Raw genomic sequence first — 19771 nt, 5'->3', positions numbered from 1 at the left:
CGGACTGGACCTCCCTCCACACCTTCTGCCATTATTTGGTTTGTGAGCCGGGCTGGCCGGCGCACGCTGACAGAACGGACGGTTCTGCCATGACCTCGCGCCGTGAGCCTCGCCTGGCCGACGCTGCCGAGATCGCGGCTGAACAGGGTCTGACTCCCGCGCGGATCAGCCAGCTCTACACCGAGCACACGGAGAACACCGCTGGCAAGAAGTTCCCCGAGCCTGTCGACAAACGCGGCCGCGCCCGCCTGTGGGACCACGCGGAAGTCACCGAGTGGTTTTCCCATCGCTCGTCGCCGCGGCTCACGGAACACAGGCCGCCCTCCATCGACCCGCAGACGCTGCTGAACGCCTCGGACGCCTCGAGGTACCTCGGCTACAAGAACACCAACCAGGTCAACACCTTCGTGCGCGACCACCCCGGTTACTTCCCCGAACCGGACGTCGTCGAAGAGAAGGGCACAGCCGAGAACCCCTACCGCCGGCAGCTCTGGAAGGTCGCGACCCTGCAGGAGTGGATGGCCAGCCGGCCCGGCCGCGGAAGACGAGCCGGAGCCAAGCAGGCGCCGCCCCTGCCCAAGGTCTCCGCCGACGGTGATCCCGACGAACTGCTGGGGGCAAGCCAGGCAGCCGCCCTGCTCGGGTACAAGAGCGTCGGCTCCTTCTCCAGCGCCCTGTCCCAAGGCAACCTTCCGCTGATGAAGACCACGGACGGGGTCGCCGAGAATGCCGGCCGCCAGAACGGGCGCCGCCGGTGGACGCGCCGGCGCATCCTGGAACAGGCCGCCAAACGGTCCAAGAGGTAGTACCCGGCGGTGAGCGGACCTCCGCACACCCCCCCATGAACGCGGCTCCCGGTTTTGGGAGTTGGTCCCTTGCGGACCGGGGGTCGCACGATGGCCGGCATGGCGTGGTTCGCCACCACGCCCCGCAGCAGCAGATGCTGCTGCGGACCGGCCATCGCCTGTCTTCCGACCGCTCGCGCGGACGGCTCCAAAGCCCCTTACGGCCAGTCGCGTGGTCGGGTCCCGTGACCCCGACCACAGCCCCGACCACGAATTCGTTCTTGGACCGTGACCGTGGTCGGGGTCTCGTGGTCGCAGGCTGGGTCGGGGCATGAGGGTTGTCTCCCTTCCATGACCCGACCCACATCAGGCGTTCCGACCGTCGAACTGGCCCCCAGCCCTTCTGAACCGTTGCGCTTGCAGGTCCTCACCGCGCTCGCCCTGCACCGGATGGCCACGACCGGCCAGCTGCTCCAAATGCTGCGGCCGAACGGCTCACGCCAACTGGTCTCTCGAGTACTGAACAAGTTGCGCTCCACAGGCTTCGTCGACCTCACTCCGCTGCCGGACTCGGACCGGTCGCGTACGCACGTCTGGTACCTCACCCCTGAGGGGGCGCGTCTGACCCGCGATCTCCCCGTCCTTCGAGGGCGACCGCCCTACCCCATCACCTCGACAACCGCAGCGTCGCTCAAGACGCCGCACACGCTGACCGTCGTACGGTCCCACCTGCCGTTCGCGGCAGACGCTCGCCGGCTCGGGCACGAGCACGGCCCGTGGGACTGGACTCCTGAGGTGGCTCACCCCATCGGTGAGGGCGAGCGACTCGTGGCCGACGCGGTCATGCACTACACCGTCATCGACGGCGAGCACCGACGGAAGCTGCGCGCGTTCGTGGAAGTCGATCGCACCACCATGAGCAGCGAGCGACTCGCCGTGAAGCTGATCGAGTACGCCAGACTGTTCCAGTACGAGGCCCAGCCCGTCGGCCGCCGCAGGCAAGCCTCCATGGGCCCGGCCTGGCTCCGCTGGTATCCGGTCTTCCCCCGCGTACTCTTCGTGCTCACCGGCGCCTCCCGTGCCAGGCTGGGAGACAGGACCAGAGACCTCCAGGCGATGGTCGCCCAGCACCCGCTCGTCGCAGCACTCGCCCGCGAGGTTCAGCTGGGAGCCGCGGTCCTCGATGACATCGAGCACCACGGTCCCAGTGGGTCAGTGTGGGTACCGCTGGCTGGGGGCGAGCCGCGCCCGTGGACTGCCTTGTGAGGGCTCCGACCGCGCCCCGGTGTGCAGCCACGTGACCTTTCGGCTGGACCTCACCCTGAGCCTGATACGCGAACGCTAGTTCGCGCGCGGGGCGACTACCGTTCGCGTGCGCATGTTCTGTGCGCCGCAGTCGGCACATAGCTCGGCTCCCCAGTCGATGACCTGGGGAGCCGAGCTATGTGCCAGGTATGTGGTGAGTTCTATGCCTTCACCGGCGGCCCGCTGAACAGCCCGGCCGCCGTATCCGTCTCTCCCACCTCGTCCGTATCTGTGTCCGTGGCCGGCTCACGAACGTCGGGCGAGCGGGGTGAGCAGGCCGTCGCCGGGCCACAGGTCCTGTTCGGCCACGAGGCTGGCGAGGAACGCGCCGACTTCGGCCAGCGCGGCAGCTCGTGCTTCGGAGCCGTAGTCGATGAACTCCTCAGCCGCGGCATCGAAGGCGCGAAGGTGGCTGTCCGGAGTGGTGCAGACGAGGGCGCGCGCGATCTCGGGCAGACCGAGGCTGAGGGCATCGCAGTAGCCGGAGTGGACGAGCTGTACCAGGTCGGTGGTGACGCGCTCCCAGTCGCCGACGGCCGGCCAGTCGGCGCCGCCGCCCAGATCGTAGGTGAGGGTCGACAGGGGAACGATCTCGCCCGGTTGCCGTCCTTGGGTGAGGAGGTCGTGGATCCTCATGCCGTCGGGCTGGCACACCTGCGGGTGGAGCAGAGAGCCAGCGGCAACGACGGTGGTGTTGATCTCCTCGGTTCCGGGGCCGGGGTAGTACGGCGCGTGCGCGAAGAGCAGGTACACGTTCTGGTTGCGGGCCGGGCTGGGTTCGGGCTTGGGCATGAGGAGGGTTCCTTCCATGGGTGGTGTGCCAGGGGTGCGGTGAGGTGCCGGCGGTGTCGTCGGCCGAGCGCCCGGCGGATACGGGCCTTGCTGCGGTCCGGGCTCACGGGTCTGGTCGGTGTGGGCCGCTCCGTGCTTGGAGGCGGGGCGCATCTGGGCCAACCGGTGGTCTAAATGCAGCATCAGCCGCTCGTAGGCGATGAGGCGGAGCGGGTGTCCTGGGCCTGGAGGAGGCCAGCGGCATCCCAGAGCAGGTTGTGGCCGAGTTCGGCCGAGCGGCGCAGTTCGTGGCAATCGCTGGTGACGGCGGCCTGGACGAGCGAGGCCTGCAGGGCGGCGAGTCGCTGCGGTATCCGCACGGACCGTCGCCTTCCACGATGTGGACGAGCACGAGTTCGCAGGTGGCTGCGCAGGTGTGGTCGCGGATGTGGCCGGTGAGCAGGGCGCGGGAGCGTTCCACCGTTCCGGGTCGCGGGCGAAGGGGCGCTTGTGACGCGTGGCTGCGGTCGGCGACGGGGTATTGAGGGTGGCTGTCACGGGGTGCTTCCTTCCATCGGGTCGGTCACGGCGGAGGTGCACGTCGTGCAGCGGCCGTCGCTGTCGGGGTGGGCGCGCCGGGGCGTGGGCCCCGGGCAGGTGCGGCACGGTGGCCAGCCGAGGCAGGCCGGGCAGAGGTCCTCGCCGGGGGCTGTGCCGGGATGGCCGCAGCCGGCGCATTCGACGAGGGCGCGGTAGGTGAGGGCCTCGCTCACCGTGCGTGCGGCCGCGGCGGGGCTGGTCGGACGTGGCTGCGGGTCGTCCCACGCGGGCTCGTCGTGGTGGTCGGCCGCGATGGCGGGCGGGGGGTAGGCCTGGGCGGCTCGAAGGCGGGCGGCGATGATCGCGCCGACCGTGGTCCGCACCGGATGGGGCAGGGGCCGGGCGGCGATGACGTGAAGCAGTTGCTCGCGGCTCCAGCCGGACTCCAGCATCACCGTCACGACGCGGCCTTGATCGGTCAGCGCCTGCCCGGTCAGCAGCAGCTCGGGCCGAGCCGCCGCGAGTTCGAGCAGCAGCTGGATCCCGGGGTGCATCTCATCCGCCGCAGGCCCGGCCGGCGAGGACGTCAGTGTGGCCGGGTGGTTGGTCCATCCCGGTGTTCGCGTAGCTTCGGCGCGGCACGGACGGAGGGGTCTGGTGTTCTGCTTGGTGGTCTTCTTTCTGTTGGTGTTCTTAGTGGACCGATCAGCCAACGTAGGGTCATCCACTGGTGGAAAACCCGACTCTGGCTGTGACCTGCTTCTTTGCAGAGCGGGCAGGTCGGTGAGGCAATAGGCCGCCGCACCGAGGGTGCCGTCTGGGCCGCGCTCGCGTTCCCGCACCAGGAAGCCATGCTTCCCCAGCTCCTGCAGCCCGCTCTTGACGGCTGAGTCACCGTCGCGGCCACGGCGGGCGATGTCAGCAACCGTCATCCGCCAGCCGTCCCGATGCGTGGAGAGCAGGCCGAACAGGCCCTTGGCCTTGAATGACAACTGGGAGTCGCGGAAGAGCCCATTGGCGATCTGGGTGAACTGATCGCCCGCCATCACACCCCGGCGAATCCCCGCCTGGAGGCCGCCAGGCGGCTCGGTATCGAGGGACGTGACCATCACGTCAGCTTCGATCAGCGCGATGTCCAAGGTGGCCGGTCGGTCCGTAATGCAGTAAACGATCTCGCCGAGGGTGCCGTCCGGGCGGCGCAGGCGTTCACGGATCAGGTAGCCGTGCGCCTCGAGCTCCCGCAGGCCGGTGCGTACCGCTTCTCGTCCGTCCGGTCCCAGGCGGACGAGGTCGGTGACCGTCACCTGCCAGCCGTTCCTGTGCGTACTGACGTACCCGAAGATCCCCTTGGCTTTGAACGACAGCCCGGAGTCACGGAACAGCGCGTTGGCGATCTGGGTGAACTGATCGCCCGCCATGACACCCCGGCGGATCCCCGCCCCGAAGCGGCTCACCGCCGTGTCCCCGGCGCATGCCGCGGGCGGTGCCCACGGCTCCACACCGGGCTCGACGCGGTGGGGCCGGCCGGGGGTCCTGGGCGTGGAGGCGTGCGTGTGTTCCATGTCGTCAGCTCACCGGCCGGCCCCGACCATGCTGACGGCCACGAACCCCGACCATCGGTCACGATCCGGCAACGGAGCCGTCTAGCTGCCATGGTCGGGCTCATGGTCGGACCGACCATGCGCCTTCAGCCCGGGCGCTCAGTGATTGCGCAGCCGACTGCGCAGCCCCGGAGCGGCGTTGCGCAATCGGGCTGCGCAACCGGCCGGGGATCCTGCGCAGTCGAGTTGTGCTGCAGCGGCTGCGCAGTCCGCCCGGACTTCCTGATCTCTTTGCGCAGCTCCGTCTCACCCACTGCGCAGGCGGCGGTCACGGCTCGGCCGGCTTCCGTCTGCGCATCGGATTTCACCCCTGTGGATGGGTGGCATGTGATCGCGCGGCGGTCGCCGGTCCGGGCAATGTGCGCCGGACGCGGTGGCCTGCCGCCAGATCGCGGGCAGACCCATGGTCGGGGTCATGGTCGGGCCGACCATGACCCCGACCATGGACTTCGTGTCCCCATCGTGACCATGGTCGGGGGTTCATGGTCGGTGGTCGGGTCGGGGTCGACGGGTTTTCTCAAGGTCAGCAACATCCTTTCTGACCTGGGAGTTTGACCATGTCCCCTGGCAAGCAGGCCTCACAGAGTGAGGCCGCTGCTCCGATGGCGGCTGGCACCCGGCTGGAGGCGATGCGCCGCCGTGTACGCCTCTCACGCGTGGCGGTGTGGACCGTCATCGCGGCCGGCCCCATCGCACTGTGCGTCGCCGTCGCCTCCGCCTCGACCACGGTCGCGGCCGGCCCCGCGGCCAAGCCCACCGCCGTGCGCACCGCAACATCCGTCGCCGACCCGGGCGGCTATGCGCAGGTGTTTGTCGGCGCCTGGCTGCGCAGCAGCGCGAACGACGAGACGAGTGCGCAGGCGCAGCTTGCGCACTCGATGGCGCCGGACGTCGAGCTGCCCGACCCGGCCGCCGATGCGCAGTCGGCGCCGGGCTCCGTGACTGCGGTGCGCAGTGCGCAGCGCGGCGCCAGCGCGTGGTCGGTGACGGTGGCTGCGCAATACGCCAACGGGTCGGTGCGGTACTACGCCGTGCCGGTGGCCTCCGACAGCACGGGCTCCTCATTCACGGTGACCGGTGCGCCCGGCGTGGTGGCCGGCCCGGCCCGGGTCGAGGCGCCGAAGTCGTCGTACGGCGCGAGCGTCCCGGAGGGTGATCTGTCGTCCACCGTCGGGCAGTTCCTCGCCGCCTACCTGACGGGAGCTGGTGAGGTCGACCGCTACCTCGCGCCCGGCGTGCACCTCACCGCCGTCTCCCCCGCCCCGTACTCGGCGGTCGCCGTCCGGGAGGTGTCTTCCGTCGAGGAGGCCGCGGCCGCCGAGCCGGTGCCGGCGGACGGCATGACGGTTCGGGTGCTCGCCTCGGTGGAAGCTCGTGACGCGACCGGCCGGTGGCCGCTGGCGTACGAGCTCACGCTTAAGGCCCGCTCTGGCCGGTGGGAAGTCGCCGCGCTTCGGTCCGGGTCTGCCCAGGCCGGAGGTGCCCGATGAACGCCGTGCACAGCCTGATGCTCGCCGGGCAGCTGGACGACCTTGGCAACTCGTGGATCACCATGTTCGAGGAGTGGGCGACGAAGGGTCTGCAGGCCGGTCTGATCTGCCTGGTCGTCGTCATCATGATCCAAAAGTTTTCTCTGAAGGCGGGGATCGGCGCCCTGCTCCTGATGGTGATCGCGCTCGGTCTGTACAACTCGCGCAACGACCTGGCGAACATGTTCACCGACGAGGTGAAGAACCCGTCCAAGGGTGCGCCCATCGTTCCTGGGGTCGTCCGGTCCGAACTCCCGGCCTCTCGTGACCACTCGCCGGGCGTCGGAGGCTGGCTGTGAGCGCGGCCGCCGCGGCACGGGTGGGCCGCTTCTACACCTCAGCCCGCCGCCACCCCTGGGTACTGGGCAAGGTCGCGGACTGGAAGATCCCGCTCGGCCCCTACACGCCCGCGCAGATCTCGGTCGCCGTCGGCGGCGGCTTCCTTCTGGTCAAGACGATCAGCTGGTGGTCGTGGATGGGGCCGGTCCCCATCGTCGGGTGGTTCCTGGTCATCTGGATGGTGCGCCGGCCGAAGGTCCGGGGCCGGGCCCCGATGCAGGCCGCGTTGGGCTGGCTGCTGCTCGGCTGGCAGCCCCACGGTGGGCGGATCGGCGGGCGGGCCGCCCGCGACCGCACTGCCCGCCCACTGCTCGGCGGCTTCACCATCGAGGGCGCGCCCTCGCCCGGCCCCGCTGCGCAGGCCGCACCTGCTCGTGCGGTGCAGCGGCGTCAAGCCCGGGCGCCGTACTCGAGCCCGGCCGCAGGCCGCGCGTCCTCACCCTGCCGCACACAGTCGGCTGCTTCCGCACCGGCAGCGGGGCCGGTGTCGGGCGTACAGCAGCTGCTGGCGCTCGCCCAGCAAGAGGGTGCGCGGTGAGGGTTCCGATCCGTCACATCGCTGGGCACCTGGTGTGGTCGATGCAGGGCAGCGTGTGGGCCGTCTACCGCCTGCACCCCGGCCCGGACGCTCACGGCCAGCGCGAGGAGACCGTCCAGGGCACCTACGTGCCCGCCCCCGTCCGCGACGAACAACTCGCAAAGATCACCCACTTGGTGCGCTCGCTGTCCGGGGCCCCGCGCCTGTACGGCATGTGCGCCCAGGTCGACCCGGGCGAGATCGCCCTGCGCATGATCGAGGGCATCGAACCGGCCGAGCCGGCACCCGGTGCAGGCCGGCACCCGTGGGTAGAGAACGTCGAGGCCGCCCTCGACCTGCTCGACGACCAGGAGATGCACCACCGCACCCTGTGGCTGGCCGTGCCCCTGCAGACCGAGACCGGCGGACTGCAGGTGTCGACGTCCCTGGGCGCGGCGTGGGCCGAGGTCGCCCCGATGCTGGGCATACGGCCGGCGCCGGTGGCCCGGCGCGAGGTGAGCGCGTATCGCGAGCAGGCCTCACGGGTGGAGGCCGCGCTCGCCGGCGGCATCGCCTTCCGCCCGGCCCGCCCAGCGGAGATCGTGTGGATGATCCAACACACCCTGCACCGCGGCCTTGCCGAGCCGCTGCTGGCGGAAGCCGAGACCAGCGAGATGTACGGCGGGCAGCTCAGAGACGGGGTGCTGCGCTCCCCCAGCTACGCCGACCTCGGCCAGGTCCGCTTGCAGGAAGGAGGCATCGACCCGGAACTCGACGGCGTCGACGAGCTCAAGAGCGTGGGCCGGATCACCCGGTCGGGCCGCAAGGCCTGGTGGCGAGTGAACACCGGCTCGCCGCTCGGGCGGCGCTGGCTGCAAGTCGAATCCGACAACGGAGTCGGCTACCAGGCGCAGTTGGCGCTGGCCGAGTGCCCGCCCGCGGTCAGCCAGGATGCCGCCGACCTGTTCGCCCAGCTTGAGATGCTCGACTTTCCCGTCGACTACACCGTCGACCTGACGCTCGTGCCTGCGGAGAAGGCGCGCGACCAGGTGCGGCGCAAGAAGAACGAGCTCATCGACCAGGCCGACCAGTACGACGCCCGCCCGACCGGGATGCCCGCGTCCCTGAGCGAGGCCGCCCGCGACTTGGGCGAGCTGGATGCCCGTCTCTCCCGCACCAGCGTGGAGGTCGAGGTGCAGTCCGTCACGGTGCTGACGGTGTGGGGGCCGACTGGCGCCGTGTGTGACGCCCGGGCGCGTGCCCTGGTCGCGCTGCTGGGGGGCGCCGACTACCGGGCTGTGCGCCCGGCTGGCCTGCAGGAGGCCCTGTTCACTCTAGGGCTGCCCGGCACCGTGCGGCCTGGTGTGGTGCGGGAGTTCACCCAGCACCAAGTCTCCGAAGACTGGGCGCTGGGCGGGGCCTTCACTGCTGCGGAGGTCGGCGACCCCAACGGCATGTTCCTCGGCATCGATCTGGACTGCGGTACCACCCGACCCGTCATGATCAACGTGGCGGATGCGCCCAAGGTCGACGCCTCCGCCTCCATGGGCATCGTCGGGGATCTGGGCGCGGGCAAGAGCGTCCTGCAGAAGCTGATCGCTGAGGCGGTGTGGGCGCGCGGCGGGTGCGCGATCTGCATCGACCGCACCCCTGTCCGCGAGTGGGCGACCTTCGCCCGCACCGCCGCCAAGGGACGTGTACAGATCATCGACGCCGCCCAGGCCGAGGTGTCCATCGACCCGCTGCGCATGTTCGACGGGCCGGAGGGCCGCCACTACGCCCTGTCCTACCTCACCCTGCAGCTCGGCATCGGCCCGATGAGTACCAACGGCGAGGTCCTCCACCACGCTGTCGAGCAGGCCGCCCTCAGCGACGCCCCGTCCATGCACCGCGTCCTTGAGGTCCTCGAGGAGATGGCCACACGCGAGGCGGGCAAGCGGCAGGACGCTGCTGCCACCCTCGCCGGCCTCATCCGGGTCGTCGCCACCAACTCCCTGGCCCGCATGGTGTTCGACCCGACGCTGCCGCCGGTGCGGCTGGACGCCTCAAGCGCCTCCGACATGATCGTGATCACCACCACGGGTCTGAAGCTGCCCCCGAAGGCCGCATTCGCCAACCCCGAGATCCTGCACCAGCAGCCGCTGGAGGCGCTGATCGGCCGGGCGGTGCTCTACCTGATTGCCGCGATCGCCCGGCAGACGGCTTTCGAGGATCCCGAGAGGTTCACCGCGGTTGTGCTGGACGAGCTGTATTGGCTCACCTCGTCCGCCGAGGGCACCGCCCTCGTCCACGAGATCCTCCACGACGGCCGTAAGCACGGCGCCGGTCTATTGGCGGGCTCGCACGACGCCGAGGAACTCGGCCCCGACCGCGGGCTGATGGCCTACCGCGCACTCGCCCGCACCGCCGACCGTGAACGCGCACGTCGCGGCCTGGAGTTCGTCGGCCTCGACCCGAACGACGGCGAACTGTTGCGGCTGGTGACCACCGGTCTGTCCCCCGTCGGTCAGAAGGGCCGGGAGGGCGAGTTTCTGCTGACCTGCCCGCGGCAGAACACCGGCCGCATCAAGGTCTCCATCCCCCGCATCCAGCGCATCACCACGTCCATCACCACCACGCCGGGACGCCGCACGAGCGGTGTCTCCCTCTCCGTGCCGGAACCGCTTGCCGGGGAGACCGCACAGACTCGTCCGAAGGAAAGCGTCTGATGACCACTTTGTCGTGGGACCGCTCGCGGCGCGTCGCCGCCACCGTGAGCGTCTTCACCGTGATCGCCGTCGTCGTCGCCGCACTGGTGCTCGTCCTCGGGGTGGGCGTGCCGCAGGGGTGGTGGCCGCACACCGGGCAGGCGTTCGCCTCCGACACCAGCCCCGCGCACCACGATCACTGTGCCTCGATCGTGGGCCCGGCCAAGCGGTACTGCGAGCGCGGCGCCACCACCACCGCCGCCGACCAGCAGGACATGGCCGCTGCCGCGTGGCGGCTGGTGCCCGCCGGTGCGGGTGTGGCTGCCCTGGTGGTGTGGCGGCTGCGGCACACCGCTGGGCAAAGGTGGCGCTGACGTGTTCCGTCCAGATCGCGCGACCGTGCGTTCCGCCGGCTGCGTCGTGCTGCTCACTGGTGTGTTCGTCATGGTGAACAGCCAGGTCGTGTACGCGGCCGCCAGCAGTGAGACCGGTGACCTGCTCGCCCCTTTGAACATCTACTCGTCCGAGGGTGTGCCGATCGACGGGTACGACCTGAACGCTTCAGGCGGTTCCATCGTCGCCTTTAGGACGCAGGCCCTGGCCTTCGCTCTGTCCGGGCTGTTCACCCTGATCCGGCTGCTGGTCGGTCTGGCGGGGTGGGCGATCGAGGTCGCCTTTCGTTTCCCGCTGCTGAAGATCCTCACCCGCCCGGCGCAGAAGGTCGCCGACACCTACGACAACGTGGTCGTCGACGCCCTCGGGCTGAAGGGTCTGCTGCTCGCGTGGGCGTTCGTCTTCGCCGGGTTCATGATTGTGCGCGGGCGGGTCGGGCGTGGTCTGGGCGAAATTTTCCTCACCCTGCTCATCGGGGCGTTCGCCGCCTCGGCTCTCATCCGCCCCGACACCCTGCTCTCGCAGCACGGACCGCTGGGACAGTCCCAGCAGGTGGCCGCCGAGGTCGCCCAGCGATCCGTCAACTCCTACGACTGGGGCGGGAAACTCGCCAGCTACGACCCCTGCGCGGGCATGGCCGGCAACGCCGAGATCAAGTGCGAGGAACGGGAAGGCGAAGGACCGGTCTCCTCAACCGAAGTGGCCCGTCCTATCCAGGACAGCGTCACCAACGCCTTGATCGTCAAGCCGTACATGCTCCTGCAGTACGGACGCATCCTCGACCCGGCCAAGCCCGCCGACCGCAAGGCCTACGCCGTCCACCTGAAATGGATCACCGGCGGATACAAGGTAGGCAGCGCCAAGGTCACCGACAAGGGCAAGAAGGCGTGCAGCAAGATTCACGGCCCGGCCAAGCAGTACTGCGAGCGGGGCTACATCGAGGGCGTCACGAACGCTGACAGCAGTGGCGACGGGCTTCCGGCGCTGACTCCCGGCGGTGAGCTGCTGGACACCACCAACGCGCTCGTCACCGACGAAGACCGCGAATTCGACGCCTTCCTCGCGGACATGAAACGGGCCGGCGAGGTCGGCAAGTCCTGCGCCGCCTACGCCGAGAAGCCCACCTGGTGGCGGGTCGGCGGCGCTGGGCTGCTGCTGATCGCCGCACTGTTCATCTGCGGCATGCTGCTCTCCTCAGCGATCGTGCTGCTCGGCACCCAGGGAATCTGCGCGGCCGCGGCGGCCGTCGGCGGCGTCACCTTCATCGCCGGCATGCTTCCCGGGCCTGCCCGCCAGTCGGTGTGGAAGTGGCTGTCCCTGTGGGGCATCGCAGTCCTGGCCGTGGTCGGGATCTGCGCGTTCATCCCCTTCTTCGGCATCGCCATCGACGCGACCATCACCGATGGGCCGGACCTGATGGTGGAGCGGATCCTGCTCATCGACGTCCTCGCCATCGCCGGCGCGGCCGGGCACCGCCGCCTGCTGAGCGGCATCACCTCCTTCGGCCGGCGCATGGCCCTGCGTATGCGCTACGCCAAGGTCGGCGGCACCCACCTGCCCGGCGACACCTCCGAGCTCGGCGCCGCCCTCGCCATGCACTCCCCCGCCGCAACGGGCGGATACGGCAGCGGACTACGCATGTTTGCCGGCGGCGTGGGCGGCCGGTACGGAATGCTCGGCACCCGCCAACGGCTCACGGGCGCGCTCACCTCGTTGCTCGACGGCACAGGCATGCCAGCAGACACCGGCGGAATCCTCGCCGAGGCAACGGCCGAAGCCAGGCGGGGGCTGGCCCCACTGACCGCAGCCTCGGCCGTGGGCGGGCTGGGCGCACGACTCGGCGCAAAGGGCGCACACTGGCTACTCATCGGCCGCAGCCCGGACAGAGAGCAGTTGGCCAAGTGGCGCAAGCCCACCGCCGACGGCGACCCGGGCGCGGACGGGCCGTTGGACGGCGGGGACGGTGGCCCAGGCGGCATACGACCGCGTCGGCCTTCCGGCCCGCCCGACCGGTACCGCAACGAGCATGGGCAGGTCGTCGACCGCAACACGGGCCAGGTGCTGCACGACCAGAACAGCGACCGGACACTGCTGTCGACGCGGGCCCACAACCGGCTGGTCCGCTTTCGCGGATACCGCATCCTCAACCGCGGAGGCCGGGCGGCGTACGGGGCGACTGTCGGCTTGCCGGCAGGCGTCCACCGGACGCGGTCGGGTGGCTCGCGCTACTCACAGGACGCCCGCCAGCAGGTGCGGGTGTGGGGCAACACCGTCCGCGAGGACGGCCGGGTCTGGGCAGAGACCGGGCGTCAGGTGGGCCAGGTCCTGCGGGAGAACAGCGACGCCGACGGACCGGGTCCCTTCACCGGCCGCCGCCTGCCGACCGTAGCCACACCGGCCGCCACCCCCCGACCGCGGCCTGCTGCGGCCCCTCCGGCCCCCGCCCCTGTACGGCGGCGCACGCCGTCTACGGACGGTCCCACGTCAGCTCCGCCCCCGGACCCGCGCCCGCAGCGGGACGACCCTGCGCCGCGGCCTCGCCCCGATCTTGGCGGGCCGGTTCTTCCCGGGGTGGGGAGAGCACGCAGCCGGGCGCGCGAGGAGGCACAGGAGCGGATGCAGGAACTCATGCGGCGGACCGCCCCCGAGGCCGAACGCGTGCGCCAGGAGCGGGCCCAGCGGCGGAACGAGAACGGTGAAGACGAATGACCCGGCCTGGACGCCGCATCCGGCGGTGGGGCTGCCTGGTGGCGTTGCTGATGTTCGCCGCCGTGTGCTGTGCCGCACCGGTCGGAAGCGCGATCAGCGCGTACGTCGCGCTGAAGACAGGGGCCCAGGACGACGGCGGGATCGCCGACGGCGGCAGCGCCGCGGACATCCCTCCCCGGATGCTGACCGCCTACAAGAAGGCCGTCCAGCAGGTCGGGGCCTACGCGCCCAAGTGCCAGGGCATGCGCTGGCCGATCCTGGCCGGGATCGCCAAGGTCGAGTCGAACCACGCAATCAGCCGCAACGTCGCCGCCAGTGGCGACATCCGTCCGAAGATCTACGGGGTCCTCCTCAACGGCTCCGGCACCGGCGGGAACACCACAGTCTTCCCTGACACCGACAACGGGCGCTGGGACGGCACCGCGACCGGGGAGCGTGCGGTCGGGCCGTTTCAGTTCCTGCCCTCCACCTGGGAGTCGATCGGTGAGGACGGCAACGGGGACAAGACTGCAGATCCCCACAACGCCGACGACGCCGCCCTCAGCGCCGCCGTATACCTGTGCGGCAATGGGCGTGACCTGGCCAAGCGCGGCCAGCTCCGGGCCGCGATCCTGCAGTACAACCACTCGGACGCATACGTGACCAACGTGCTCGGGTGGATCGACCAGTACACGGCGGCCGCCACGGACCCGGACCTGAAGAACGTCACGGGCAAGGTCCGCACCGTCATCGGGGCCGCGCTCTCCCAGCGCGGTGTCCCGTACTCCTGGGGCGGCGGCAACGAGAGCGGCAAGTCGTACGGCATCTGCTGCTCACCGAGCGGCAAGAGCGGCGCGGCGATCAAGGGTTTCGACTGCTCCGGGCTGACCCAGTACGCCTACGCGAGGGCCGGGATCAGCCTGCCGCGCGTCGCGGCCTCCCAGGCCGGTGCCGGCAAGCGGATCCCGGCCAGCCTCGGCACACTCGCGCTCAAGCCCGGTGACCTGGTTTTCTTCGCCACTGCGCCCGGCCGCGATTCCACCATCTACCACGTCGGGATCTACCTGGGCAGCGGACAGATGATCAACGCCCCCCGCCCGGGCGCCGTGGTGCGCCTGGACGCCGTCAACACGATGTCCGGCTACGCGGGGGGAGCACGGCTGCTGTGACCACCACCCCGCGCTCACCGCGTCTGCTGATGCTGAGCACCGTCATGCTCGCCGTCGCCGGCATCACCTTGCTGGGCGTGCCGAACGGCCAGGAGCCCCCTGCCGTGGCAACGGCCTCGCACGCGACTACGGACCCGTCGTCTGCGGCCGCTGTGCCTCCTGCCAGCAAGCCGGCCACCAGCACGGCTCCCTCCATGACGCACACCGCATCGACACCACCGGTCCTCGAGTCCGCTCTGCCGCCGCACGGCGAGGGCGTCGCCGGCGACCGGGCTGTCCAGCAGAACCTGGAAGACGCCTGGCCCGCTGACCTTCCCGCCGATGACGAGCGGGAGTTGCTCACCGCCGGCCGCGCGCTCCTGCGCGCAGACGCCACCGGAGTCGGCCGCGCGAAGTGGCCCACTGCCTTTCCCGACTCGGGCCAGGCGGTGGCCCCGGCGTTCGCCACCGCCCGTTTCCGCATCCAAGCCGCGATCGCCCGCCGCGACGGCAGCCCGGACAAGGCAGTGGTCCATCTGGTGTGGGCCGGCATGGACCGCGGCGGCACCTTCACCGACCTCCGCATCACCGACTGGTTCTTCACCCGCACGAGCAAGAAGGGAACAGCGACGTGGACTCCGCAGCCCCGTACCTGACAGGCCGGGCCAACGAGACAGCTGCCGGTCAGGCAGTCGGGCTGCTCAGCGCCCTCATCGACGCCGTCGGCTGGATCTACGACCACTGGTATCTGCTCGCCTTGGCTATCGCCGTGTGCTGGAGCGTGGGCGGGACGCTCGTGCGTCGGCTCGCGGCGCGGGCATCGGCTGAGCGGATGGCCTTGGAGCTCGTCCCGAACCGGCATTTCGACCCGAGCCTGGAGGAAATTTTCCGGCGCGGTGTCCAGCTGGCCCGGGCATCCACGGCCATGCCCTGGTGGGCGCCGCGCCGGGCGAAGACCGTGCAGATCCGACTGCGCGCGGACGGCAGTGCACCGCTGCGCTACCGCGTCGAGGGCCCGGCGGGCGGTGAACGGCTGCTTTCGATCACTCCGTTCGGACCGGACATCACCGTCAAGCGGACCCGGCCGATCGTCGACAAGCCACGGACGCACACCGTGCGGGCCGAGTTCATCCTGCGCGGCAAGCTCATCGCTCCGCTGCGGGAGGTGCCGCTCAACCCCGACCCGCTCCAGCCACTCGTCGATGCTGTGTCCGACCTTCGGGCGGAGCTCGGCGATCTCGCCGAGATACGGCTCGACATCCAGCGCGCTCCGAAGTGGGCCCTGAGGGCGCGCCGCCTGCAGCTGATGAGCGCCGCGCGCCGGTCCGAGCGCCGGGAGGCACAGCGGGCCGCGCGCTGGCTGCGGCAGGACGCCAGCGGCATCGAGGACTCCTGGGCCGGGCAGTTGCAGCAACTCCTCGGTGACAAACCCGGCTCAGGTTCCGGGCGGCGGCTGGTGATGCCGCCGGTGCCCCGCAGAGTGGATCCGGCCGAGGCGCTGGGCAAGCTCGCCGACGATGACCACCTGGTGAGGGTCCAACTGCTCGTGATGTGCGCCTCGAACACAGAGGGTCGCGCGCAGGCAAGGCTCGCCCAGCTCCAGGCCGCGTTCGATGTGTTCGGCGGCCGCTCCCGGTGGGCCATGCGCGGCTGGAGGCTGGGACCGTGGCGGGTCGGTGCGGACCATTGGCCCACCAGGGGTGGTTTCGAGCGCCGCTGGAATCTGGGGCACTGCCAGCCTCCGCGAGCGAACTGGGTCCGTCTGGAGGAGTTGTGCGGCCTGCTCAAGCCGCCGACCGTCAACTGCCGCCTGCCGGTACTCGCCGGGGACCTGCCGACCTTCGCCTTCGGCAAGCCCGAGTTGCTGCTACAGGGCATCTACCGGGGGCCGGACGGCCGGGAACGGTTGGTCGCGACATACGCAGAGGAGACTTTGTTCGAGGTCGGGGTGGGCAAGGCGGGTGGTGGCAAGACCGAGCGGGCCCTGGCGCAGGCGATCGGCTGGGCGCACGCGGGCGGAGGGCTGGTCTTCGTCGACCCTCACCGTGACTCGTGGCCGCGGGCCACCACGTTCCTCGCTCACGGTCACCTGATGCCGCGGATCGCACTGGTCGACCTCAACGGTCTCGGCCCCAACCCGCGCGTGAGTTCGTGGAATCCGCTCGGCATGCACCACGGACAGACGGCGTACGAGGTCGTCGAGGCAATCGCCGACGCCTATGCCTCCGCTCTGGGCTGGGACGACGCGACCGCTCCACGCGCGCTCACCATCCTCACCTCCGCGCTCGCTGTCCTGGTCGCGGTGAATGAGGCGGCCTGCCAGGCCAGCCGGCCGGAGGACCAGGCCACGATCTTCCATGTACGGGCCCTGCTTACCGACGCGGGGTTCCGCACGGCCGCGCTCGCCGCGGTGGCGGGCCGGCTGAATGAGGAGACCCGCTCGTGGTGGAACGTGGTGTTTCCGGCCCTGCCGCCCGACGCGTTCGCCGTGGTCCTCAACCCGATCGCCCGTCTCGCCGCCAACCCGGTCACCCGCGCCTTCCTCGGCCAGCCGGCCGGCGTCTACAACATCCGGGCGGCGATGGACTCGAAGATGATCGTGTGGGTATGCCCGGGCGGCAACGGGCCCACCGACCGGTTGCTGACCGCGCTGCTCGCCCGCGATCTGTTGCGGGCCGCGCGCTCCAGGCGTGACATGCCCGAGGAGAAGCGGGTGCCGTTCCGCCCGTATTTCGACGAGCTGATCACCCTGACCGGCGCGGCCCCGGAGACCATCGCCGCGATGTTCGAGGATCTCCGCAAGTACCGGTGCCACGTCCACGGCATGACCCAGCTGCTCTCCCGCCTGCCCACCCCGGTGCGGCTGTCCTTGGTGCAGAACGCGTCCACGCTGGCCACGACCGCCGGGTCGAAGTCCGCGATCGCGCCGGTCACCGCCGAGTGGGGCGACATCCCGAGCCCGGACCGTGTCGCCACCATGGAGCGCTTCGAGCACTACGTCTCCCTGAACGTGCGCGGCCGCCGCGTCGGGCCTGTCCAATTGCGCGGCCCTCATCTCGACGATGTCTTCGCCGCCCAGGCTCGACCGAATCAAGTCCCCGCGCTAGAGCGGGCCGCGCAGGCGAACGCCCAGGCGCTCCCTCTGGACCAGCTCACCGACCGCGCCGCGAAGCAGCTCGGCCGGGTCGCCGCCTTCCTCGCCGCGTGCGCTCCTGCCAGCGCCGCCGCTGTCCCCCTGTCAAAAGAGGAAAACGAATGGCACTGAGCACCGCAGCCGAAGGACCGGAAGCCGGCGGGTTCACTCCCCGCCCTGCCGATCCCATAAGCCTTGCGATTTACTCAAGCGAACATATAGTTTACACCTGCATAGCCCGGCTGCAACGAGAAACGCTCGACGAAACAAGGATGTTGGGCGACCCTGCGCGCTTCGGGGACGCCTACGCCATCCAGGGGATCGGTGACTTCGATCTCCCGGACCTGAACACAGTGCGCTCCCGCTTCCCCGACCGGCGCGTCACCCTCGACGGTGACGTGATCACTGTGTGGCCTCAGGTCGACAGCAGCAGGGAGCCTGGGGAACCCCCTTCGCCGAGGCCGACCGCAGCTAGAACCGGCGGAGCGAGATCCCGTTCTCACGCACAGCGGATTCACAAGGTGCGCTCGAAGCTGCGAACACGCCTCAAGACGCACGGGAGGAACGAGAGAAGACACAGACCTGCAAATCGACTTTCAGTTCCGAAAGCGACCAGATACGTCCCGAGTTGTACGAGTGAACTCGACTATCGAGCTGGGAAGTTGACTGGCATATGCGTAATCTTGCCGCTACGCAAACGGATCACCGCAGATGGACCAGGCCGCTGCCCCTGACTGCCGCCCGTCGGCGGCCCAGGAAGCGGTCATGTCACACCGCGCCGTACGGGGAGGCATCGTGAAACGTCGCGCACACAATCCTCAGTCCACTGTTCACTTACGAAGGGTCGGCGCCGCCACCATCGCGCTGGGCACTGCACTCGCTCTAACCGCGTGCGGCTCATCCGATGGGAAGGACGAGGCGCAGGACGAGACCCCAAGCGTCACACAGTCCCCCCCACCGTCTGCCACCGCCGACGCTGAGGACACGGCGAAGAAGGAAGCGATCGCCGCATATAGGGCCTACTGGCGGGAGATGGAGAGGCTATACGCCGACCGCACCGGCAAGAGCGCGCATCTCGATCAGTACGCCTCAGCCGCCGCTTTGAAGAACGCCGAAACAGACGCTAAGCGCGCCCATGACCTCGGCAGCATCTACACCGGCAGCATCGCCCTCACCGACCAGACAGTCACCAAGGTCATCCCAACGGGCAGGGTCCCCAACGCGACCATCTCCAGCTGCCTTGACATCTCCAACTGGCGGACCGTCGATGCCGAAACGAAGAAGCCGGTGCCTCTCCCGTCGAACCGGCTGACCAAGTACCTGATCGTCAGCACAGTCGAGAAGTTTGCGGAAGGTTGGCGTGTCACCAGCGATGAGCCCCAGGGGAAGCCATGCTGACACGCCGCATCGCCATCACCGCAGCATCCGTCCTGGCCGCGCTCTCCATCCCCGTCACCAGCTACGCGGAAGATGACCCCAAAGGCAGCGGCGGCATCCACTGCGGCCTGTTCAACTGCGAGGTCAACGTGGACGCCCCCGGGCAGGCCGGAGGCCAAGCAGGCGGCAGCGACAACACAGGGGGAACCGGCGGAGGCGGCGCATCCGACCCCACCAACAAGAAGGTCTGCAAATACAAACTCGCCGACCCGCAACCACGCGCCGGCAGCTTGGATTGGGAAGGCCACGAACCGGGCGACGGTGCAGTCTACGAACAGACATGCGGTTGGGTTGACTTCACGAACACCATCACCCGGCTGGTGTGGATGGCTGAACCGCCCGCCCAAGAGTCGGTCGATCCGGCTGTCTTGGCGCAGCGGGCAGTCGACTCGATGACGCTGCTTGGCCCGGACATCGCCAGCCCGCGCGCGGCCGGCAAGTACACCGTCGGTGTCCCGATGTGGTTGTGGGTCAACCAGAGCGCCACAACCTACGGACCGAACACCGCGTCGGCCACAGCAGGCGGGATCACCGTCAGCGCGACCGCCCAGGTGTCGAAGATCGTCTGGACGATGGGCGACGGCGACTCCGTGGCCTGCACCGGCCCCGGGACCCCCTACACATCGTCCGAGGGCATGGCCCAGTCACCGACCTGCGGACACGTGTACGCCAAGACCTCGGCCGGTGCCAGTAACAGCAAGTTCCCAGTGACCGCGACCTCAACATGGACGATCGACTGGCAAGGCGGCGGACAAGCCGGCCAGCTAACCGAGGTCCGGCAGACGAACGTGCAGGTGGCGGTCGGCGAAATCCAGGTCGTCAGGTAAAGCCGCCGGAAGGACAAAACCGTGAGCAAGACCCAATTAGACACAGCTCCGAACGGCGTCCCCCAGCAGGG

At 69.8% G+C, this 19771-nt stretch carries 16 protein-coding genes; 13 read left to right on the top strand and 3 right to left on the bottom strand.

Features of this window, described 5'->3' with window-relative positions; all coding sequences use genetic code 11:
* The first annotated feature begins 89 nt into the window (after nucleotides 1-89).
* The gene (locus QQM72_RS28220; protein WP_314223657.1) at nucleotides 90-806 is read left to right on the top strand and encodes a hypothetical protein; all 717 of its coding nucleotides are present in this window, start codon (nucleotides 90-92) and stop codon (nucleotides 804-806) included.
* Nucleotides 807-1136: 330 nt separating this feature from the next.
* Complete coding sequence (locus QQM72_RS28215; RefSeq protein WP_314223656.1) at nucleotides 1137-2051, top strand: replication-relaxation family protein; 915 nt, start codon at nucleotides 1137-1139, stop codon at nucleotides 2049-2051.
* A gap of 285 nt (nucleotides 2052-2336) precedes the next feature.
* Here the strand turns inward: QQM72_RS28215 and QQM72_RS28210 are convergent, their stop codons facing one another.
* The 3 genes from QQM72_RS28210 to QQM72_RS28200 form a co-directional block, all read right to left on the bottom strand.
* Nucleotides 2337-2882: a hypothetical protein gene (locus tag QQM72_RS28210; RefSeq protein ID WP_314223655.1), complete on the bottom strand. Its 546-nt coding sequence runs from the start codon at nucleotides 2880-2882 to the stop codon at nucleotides 2337-2339.
* A gap of 182 nt (nucleotides 2883-3064) precedes the next feature.
* Nucleotides 3065-3241: a hypothetical protein gene (locus QQM72_RS28205; protein WP_314223654.1), complete on the bottom strand. Its 177-nt coding sequence runs from the start codon at nucleotides 3239-3241 to the stop codon at nucleotides 3065-3067.
* 174 nt (nucleotides 3242-3415) lie between these two features.
* Nucleotides 3416-4855, bottom strand: a complete 1440-nt coding sequence (locus QQM72_RS28200; RefSeq protein ID WP_314223653.1) for a hypothetical protein — start codon at nucleotides 4853-4855, stop codon at nucleotides 3416-3418.
* Nucleotides 4856-5604: 749 nt separating this feature from the next.
* Here QQM72_RS28200 and QQM72_RS28195 point away from each other — a divergent pair.
* The 11 genes from QQM72_RS28195 (at nucleotide 5605) to QQM72_RS28145 (ending at nucleotide 19700) form a co-directional block, all read left to right on the top strand.
* Complete coding sequence (locus QQM72_RS28195; protein ID WP_314223652.1) at nucleotides 5605-6492, top strand: conjugal transfer protein; 888 nt, start codon at nucleotides 5605-5607, stop codon at nucleotides 6490-6492.
* A complete protein-coding gene (locus QQM72_RS28190; protein ID WP_314223651.1) occupies nucleotides 6489-6830 on the top strand; it encodes a hypothetical protein in 342 nt (113 codons plus the stop codon). Before QQM72_RS28195 ends, QQM72_RS28190 begins: the two co-directional genes overlap by 4 nt.
* Nucleotides 6827-7408, top strand: coding sequence for a hypothetical protein (locus tag QQM72_RS28185; protein ID WP_314223650.1), 582 nt, complete (start codon nucleotides 6827-6829; stop codon nucleotides 7406-7408). The genes QQM72_RS28190 and QQM72_RS28185 overlap by 4 nt, the downstream gene beginning before the upstream one ends.
* On the top strand, nucleotides 7405-10095 hold the full coding sequence (locus QQM72_RS28180) for an ATP-binding protein (RefSeq protein WP_314223649.1): 2691 nt from the start codon (nucleotides 7405-7407) through the stop codon (nucleotides 10093-10095). Before QQM72_RS28185 ends, QQM72_RS28180 begins: the two co-directional genes overlap by 4 nt.
* Complete coding sequence (locus QQM72_RS28175; RefSeq protein WP_314223648.1) at nucleotides 10095-10448, top strand: hypothetical protein; 354 nt, start codon at nucleotides 10095-10097, stop codon at nucleotides 10446-10448. Before QQM72_RS28180 ends, QQM72_RS28175 begins: the two co-directional genes overlap by 1 nt.
* Nucleotide 10449: 1 nt before the next feature.
* The gene (locus tag QQM72_RS28170; protein WP_314223647.1) at nucleotides 10450-13176 is read left to right on the top strand and encodes a hypothetical protein; all 2727 of its coding nucleotides are present in this window, start codon (nucleotides 10450-10452) and stop codon (nucleotides 13174-13176) included.
* Nucleotides 13173-14324, top strand: coding sequence for a C40 family peptidase (locus QQM72_RS28165; RefSeq protein WP_314223646.1), 1152 nt, complete (start codon nucleotides 13173-13175; stop codon nucleotides 14322-14324). The genes QQM72_RS28170 and QQM72_RS28165 overlap by 4 nt, the downstream gene beginning before the upstream one ends.
* The gene (locus tag QQM72_RS28160; RefSeq protein ID WP_314223645.1) at nucleotides 14321-14959 is read left to right on the top strand and encodes a hypothetical protein; all 639 of its coding nucleotides are present in this window, start codon (nucleotides 14321-14323) and stop codon (nucleotides 14957-14959) included. Before QQM72_RS28165 ends, QQM72_RS28160 begins: the two co-directional genes overlap by 4 nt.
* Complete coding sequence (locus QQM72_RS28155) at nucleotides 14935-17568, top strand: ATP/GTP-binding protein (RefSeq protein ID WP_314223644.1); 2634 nt, start codon at nucleotides 14935-14937, stop codon at nucleotides 17566-17568. Before QQM72_RS28160 ends, QQM72_RS28155 begins: the two co-directional genes overlap by 25 nt.
* A 663-nt stretch (nucleotides 17569-18231) precedes the next feature.
* On the top strand, nucleotides 18232-18834 hold the full coding sequence (locus QQM72_RS28150) for a hypothetical protein (protein WP_314223643.1): 603 nt from the start codon (nucleotides 18232-18234) through the stop codon (nucleotides 18832-18834).
* Nucleotides 18828-19700, top strand: a complete 873-nt coding sequence (locus QQM72_RS28145) for an ATP/GTP-binding protein (protein ID WP_314223642.1) — start codon at nucleotides 18828-18830, stop codon at nucleotides 19698-19700. The genes QQM72_RS28150 and QQM72_RS28145 overlap by 7 nt, the downstream gene beginning before the upstream one ends.
* The last annotated feature ends 71 nt before the right edge of the window (nucleotides 19701-19771 follow it).

It is taken from the genome of Streptomyces zaehneri (assembly GCF_032248645.1).
Classification (GTDB): domain Bacteria; phylum Actinomycetota; class Actinomycetes; order Streptomycetales; family Streptomycetaceae; genus Streptomyces; species Streptomyces coriariae.
This window is presented reverse-complemented; position numbering and strand designations above follow the sequence as displayed.

What these genes read in the sequence shown, in the direction of transcription:
- QQM72_RS28220 (WP_314223657.1), top strand. Translation starts at nt 90, where the DNA reads ATGACCTCGCGCCGTGAGCCTCGCCTGGCCGACGCTGCCGAGATCGCG.
- QQM72_RS28195 (WP_314223652.1), top strand. Translation starts at nt 5,605, where the DNA reads ATGGCGGCTGGCACCCGGCTGGAGGCGATGCGCCGCCGTGTACGCCTC.
- QQM72_RS28165 (WP_314223646.1), top strand. Translation starts at nt 13,173, where the DNA reads ATGACCCGGCCTGGACGCCGCATCCGGCGGTGGGGCTGCCTGGTGGCG.
- QQM72_RS28145 (WP_314223642.1), top strand. Translation starts at nt 18,828, where the DNA reads ATGCTGACACGCCGCATCGCCATCACCGCAGCATCCGTCCTGGCCGCG.
- QQM72_RS28190 (WP_314223651.1), top strand. Translation starts at nt 6,489, where the DNA reads ATGAACGCCGTGCACAGCCTGATGCTCGCCGGGCAGCTGGACGACCTT.
- QQM72_RS28210 (WP_314223655.1), bottom strand. Translation starts at nt 2,882, where the DNA reads ATGCCCAAGCCCGAACCCAGCCCGGCCCGCAACCAGAACGTGTACCTG.
- QQM72_RS28215 (WP_314223656.1), top strand. Translation starts at nt 1,137, where the DNA reads ATGACCCGACCCACATCAGGCGTTCCGACCGTCGAACTGGCCCCCAGC.
- QQM72_RS28175 (WP_314223648.1), top strand. Translation starts at nt 10,095, where the DNA reads ATGACCACTTTGTCGTGGGACCGCTCGCGGCGCGTCGCCGCCACCGTG.